We start from the raw sequence: 5,593 nt of genomic DNA, 5'->3' as shown, positions 1-5,593 counted from the left end.
CTTTTTGGTTTTGAATACGCTCTTCTTTTATCCTCTTTGCGTATTTTATCTTAATTTGTTCGACTACTACCTTGCTCTTTAAACCTCCATTCGCTATCTCTATGGCTATTTTCTGCGATTTCGGGTCAAGCAATGTTTCTTTGACGGTTAAATTCAAGAGGCTTAAGTCTTCAACTGTTTTCTTAACGATCCCTGATAATACCTTTCCGCTATTTCTTAAAATTTCGCTGAAGAATATATCCAGGACCGCTACCGCCTCATTCTTGATGGGCTCCGAAGATAACCTGTACGGACCGCTAGGTAAATTATGAGTAATCTCGACATTAAGCTGCTTGTTCTCAATCCAGCCGCTCATTGTCGGAATTTTAAACTCATACTTCAGATCCTTTGACGGCAACCAAACAAATTCCTTGCCGGCAGCTAAATTATCCCAATCTATCTCCTTGCTGGGAATAATTAAACTCCGGATTAAGTTAGGTATAAATAACGGTTTACCGACAACTGCTTCTTCGCGGTATTCCATATCTTTACTTTTCATATAATTCTTTATACTCTCGTCAAGCCTTGATTTTTTCTCTTCGATTAAGCTTTCTGCTGAATCTACCGGCGAACTTGCACCGACTATTCCAACCAAAGATCCAACAACCGGGCTTGATGACTGTCTGGCAACTATTATCACGCCTTCTTTATTTATCTCTATCCTAACATTCTCTAGAATTAACTGCTGAACTCCTCTTTGGTCCAACTGTTCTCTGCCCTGAACTGAATTCAGGTCAAATATATCCTGATATTCGCTGATTATCTCTACATTACCTTTTAAAAGAGCATCTTTTAAATATACTTTACCCTTTATAGTTAAGGATTTGAGGCCCTTGGTTGAGGCCTTACCGAAGGCATCAATAACATTTTGAACCTCATTATAAAAGCTATCAGTAATTTCTACGGTTGGGGGAACTAACCCAGCCTGGCTGTTTACCAGGGTCCATTTCTCAGTATCTAAAATATAGTAGTCTGAAGATGACTGTAGCCAAAAATCAAAAGCATTCTTTACCGGCGTAAAGAAGCGGGTCCTCTGAGGAGTTACGACATTAACTATTCTTAAGAGCTTATCAATACCATTGTTCTCCAGTATTCTCTTTACCCTCATATCTTTAGTAGTCGCAAAGAATGCGTTTAGGTTAAGCAGGGCTGAACCGATAGCCCCTTCCAACTGGGTGTATTTCTTGCCATCATCTTTATCTTTGACGTTCTCAATTAAGTCCGGGGTAATGATACGCTCAACCAAGTCATTTCCGGATAAGAGCTCGCTATCAACCTCTACATTTTTAAGCAAAGATAACTCCTGCAATACAGGTGTTAAAACATTGTAATTGATGATAGCGATATTGGTATTAAAGAATTGGGTCTCGGGAACATTGATATAAACATTATCCTTGACCCTAACTTTGTCTAAACCCTTAAGCCCGATGGCGTAGAAAAGATTTTCGTGGTCTTTGCCGGGTTTCTTGGCCTGGGCTAATTCCAGCATTTGGACCTTGACAGCGCCATCCGGAAGCTTTTCAATGCCTATCTGGCCACCCTTTCTATCCAAGCCGGCCTTAGTGGTAGAAATCATTACGATAGCGACTTTATTTCTAGCCATCCAGCCAATAATTGCAGCATCAGGGAAATTCGCTATACCATCGCCATTGTAGAAAGCCCGGATGGATATATCTTTAGTTGTGGACGGGGTAAATTGTAATGCACCGTATAAAAGCCTTACTCCCCACTGCCCGTGCCCACCGGGAGCTTTGTATTTATCGGTAAGCGAATTATTATTCTCCAGGTCAATAATCGGCAAATCAGCTTGATAGAGCATCTCCTCGCCAGGGATTAAGTTAAGATTATGTTCTTTCATGACCTGCCAATAGGTACGTTTTTGGATCTTGGCATCGTCAATCCTGTCTTCAAGGTAGATACTATTTAAAAACTTGATATAAGACGGAGCGGAATCGCTATTTACTAAAGGCTGGAATACTGCACTGTTAAATTGGCTGGCATCCTTTATTGCCCTTAAGAGTTTGATTTCGGCAATGGAGAGCTTTTCAGCGAAGTCTTTGGAATTACCGCTGGCATCTTTACCTTTCAGCGTAACATCTAAGAATAAATCAGTAGCCTTGGCTCCTAGCTTGATTTTCCCGGACACAGGCTCTACTGCTCGCTTAATGGTCTCGGCAAGATAGCGGTTCCTGGCTACGCCAGTACCCAAACCGCCATCCATAGGATTAAAGGTAATGACGACACCCTTGGCCGCATTGATATTGGCTACATCGCTAGCTATTTCATTATAGTCAATCGCGCCAAGCTGCTCTTTGCGCTCTTGTTCAGTGAGTAAAGCTGAGGGGAAGAAGTTTTCCGCAATCTTTAAGACAGTTTTAACTTTAGGAGAGATAAACTTATAATAGAGGCCTTTGATATGGATAACGTCAAATTTACTTAAGCCTAATTTTTCAATAAAGTATTCTAAGGCAGAGGTGAGATTATTATCGTTAGATACGGGTGAAGAAGTAATGACTGGGGGAGCGGTAGAATAATGATTCTTAAGCCCGTTGATCTGCTCATTTAGAACATCCTGGTATGTAATTGCGGTAACTAGGGAACCTACAACAGGACTGGAAGTTAAACGGACTGCTATTTCTCCATCATCTAACATCGTTTTGTTAATAGTCTTAACAATTTGAATCTTATCGACCTTAACGGGAAATGGCAGAACATTACGTCTTGCTTGCTCTAACAGCCTATATATTCTTCTTAATTCCTGAGACTGCGCGACAACAATATAACCCAAAGAAATATGAATAATGTCAGAAACGGAGCTTCTAACATCTTCTTGTGGAGTAGTTTTGTCTAAAATTTCTTGGGCTTCTTTTCTAAAAATCTTAAGATGGGGCGTATAAGTCTTTGCTTCAAGAACAATACCTAAATTCGGCATGAGATGGGGACCGTAAATCTCAAATTCAAAAGAACCAAGGCCCTCAATGGTTTCCCTATACTGCTGATAAATGGCGCGCATCGCATTATTACTGATATCTATGGTATTATCGCCTATAATATTGTTTACTAAAGTGGCGTGTAACTTAGATAAATCATTAAGCCTTATTTTATCTATATGTCTAAGAATATGCAAAACCTCGGCTTGAATCCCTGCTGCGTAGTTTCTTAAGGTTCGCGAATGGCTCAAATTAACACTGATGAATATGGAATGTTCAAAACTACCCCAAGAAACAGGTAAGAAAGCTATCTCATTTTTCTTCATTATCTGGTTTAAGTTAGCCCGAGAGGATTCGAGCTTTATTTTTGCCTGAATATCTTTGGCCGCAAAATTCCTATCTAGTTGCGCTTGGTATTCTGCAGGAGTAACGTCATAATTTATGGGGCTGCTGGATTTAAACTTGGAAGAAATAGATAATTTTTTGAGTCCTTTTTTAGATTTATTCTCATCAAATCCATATTCGAATTTAGTGATGATAGAACTTCTTTCAGCAAAAAATCGTATGGAGATTGGGGGAGCACGTCCGGTCAAGCGCAGATGGGCAGAGTCAGCTAGGGCTAAGGTCGTATCGGTTGGAGAGAGACGGCTGGAGCTAAAGGTATTAACTAGGGAGCCAAGAACAAGCGGGCTGGAAGATATGCTAGAGGAACCATTACCATTAATATGGTTAATGAGCCTCTCTTGGGTAGTATGGTTATCTTTACTACGCCAAGCCTGCTCAACAACTTCTATCTGCTTATTTACATGGCGAGCCGCTTTCTGAACAGTGTTAAAATATGCGGTGCGGAGATTTATTTTCTCTTGTTTTTGCTCGTAGTCTTTTATATCCTTGATAAAACTTGCCACGCGGGCCCGCCAGAGGCATTCAAAGACTTCAACAAAATCCCTTAAGCGGTATTCCTTGTATTTCTCTATCATAGAAATAGTTATAACGAAAATTCTGGCATAGAGGTCCTCGGATATCTTAAAATTATCTTTATTCTTTTCATCGGCCTGAACATCTATCTGCTGGGCTATCTCCTTTCCCAAAACCTCTCTTATAAAACTCTTGTATCTTAGATATCCCTTCTTGAATTTATCGTATACCACGTCAAAGTTCAAGTCCAGCTCGGGAGGCAACTTAAGCCGCAACTCTTCCGGCCCTAACTGGCCTACGCCCTCTATCTCCTGGTTGAGGTTATCCTGGATAAATCCGGCATTCATCTCCAGGGCCCGGTAAGCCGACATCAATACCTGCTCAAACATTATCCTTAGATTATCTACTTCCAGAATTACCTTGCCGCCTTCGATCGTTATCTCCTCAAACGGCGGAAGATTACCAAGGGCGGTATGGCAATCGATTCTCTTCTGCTCTTCGGAGTAAGCGAATATCCTCTCTCTTAAAGCATCCTGGTTGTCTATGGCAAAAATATAGCTTCCGTTCCGTTTTATTAATATTTTTGCCTTGATCAGCTCTTCTACCTGTTCGTCGGTTAAATATTCTTTCCTCATCCGGGCGCTCTCTTTATGGAGTTTTTCGCCCAGGGCCGTTTCAAAAAGGGTAGCGCCGGTAGCCACGCTTATCCAGGTGGCTACGTTATCGTATCCGAACCTTAAAAAGTTTTGATCTTCCCACAGGCTTTCTTTGTCCAAAATAGTCCTGACTAATTCTATAGAAAATCCAAAATCGCCGCCTATCGGCTGTTGAATCCTCCGGCGGTAGAATACTTCACTCCAGATACGCATTAAAAATTTGGTAATGGTAGCATCGTATATTGACCTTGTATAATAAGGTAAAACAAAAACTTTATCATTACCCTCATTTATCTTGGTATCGAGAGCCGGCTCCAATAACTCCTTAACCCAGCGAGGGCTTATTCCCTTTATTTCGTCTTCGGCTTCCATTTCCTCTATATCTTTTATGCTCAGCTTGGGCCAATCTATGGACTGCTCCTGGGAAGGTTGCCCCTTATACATAGTCCATAAGTCGGCATCGACATGGAGCATGGCTTTTACTTTGAGCCGGTCGGCAACTCCAAACATCCATCTTACGCTGTTTCCCTTGCCGGTGCTCTTATCTACCTGGATTATCAGATAATCTACATCTTTATATCTTCCCTGCGCCGCTTCCTCTATGAGGACTTGCATAGCTTTCTCCCCGGCAGCGCCCCCGGCTATCGGCCCGACAGCCATGATTAGACCGCGGCCTTGCCCGGCGTAATATTTATCAAGACCGTCACTTAGAGTATTTAAGACATGCCCGGCGGTATCATATTCGTCATAAAAGGTTACTCCTAAAAGTTTATCGGCTTTGATTCCTGCTGTTTCAAGAGCCAGGGCAAGTATGTCTACCGATTGATCAAAATCCCTCTGGGATTTTTGCTTACGGCTTTCTTTAGAAAAACGGCCTTTCTGGACCGATTTTCCGGAAGCCAGCCGGTTTATGTCAACTTCTTCAATGATATTGTTTATATCCCTACCGTTAAAGACCCCTTTTATTCTTATGGGGGTGGTAATCGGACTCGAGGAATACTTAGCAGCTGTTATTGTTCCTTCTTTATTTGTCGGGCTACTGGATTCTAG

1 protein-coding gene is annotated in these 5,593 nt (G+C 41.6%); it reads right to left on the bottom strand.

What is annotated here, in order from left to right; all coding sequences use genetic code 11:
- Positions 1-5,593, bottom strand: a 5,593-nt coding sequence (locus PHC29_08585) for a UTP--glucose-1-phosphate uridylyltransferase (protein MDD5109533.1), incomplete at both ends; no start/stop codon positions are given.

Source organism: Candidatus Omnitrophota bacterium (assembly GCA_028712255.1).
In the GTDB taxonomy this organism is placed as follows: domain Bacteria; phylum Omnitrophota; class Gorgyraeia; order Gygaellales; family Profunditerraquicolaceae; genus UBA6249.
This window is presented reverse-complemented; position numbering and strand designations above follow the sequence as displayed.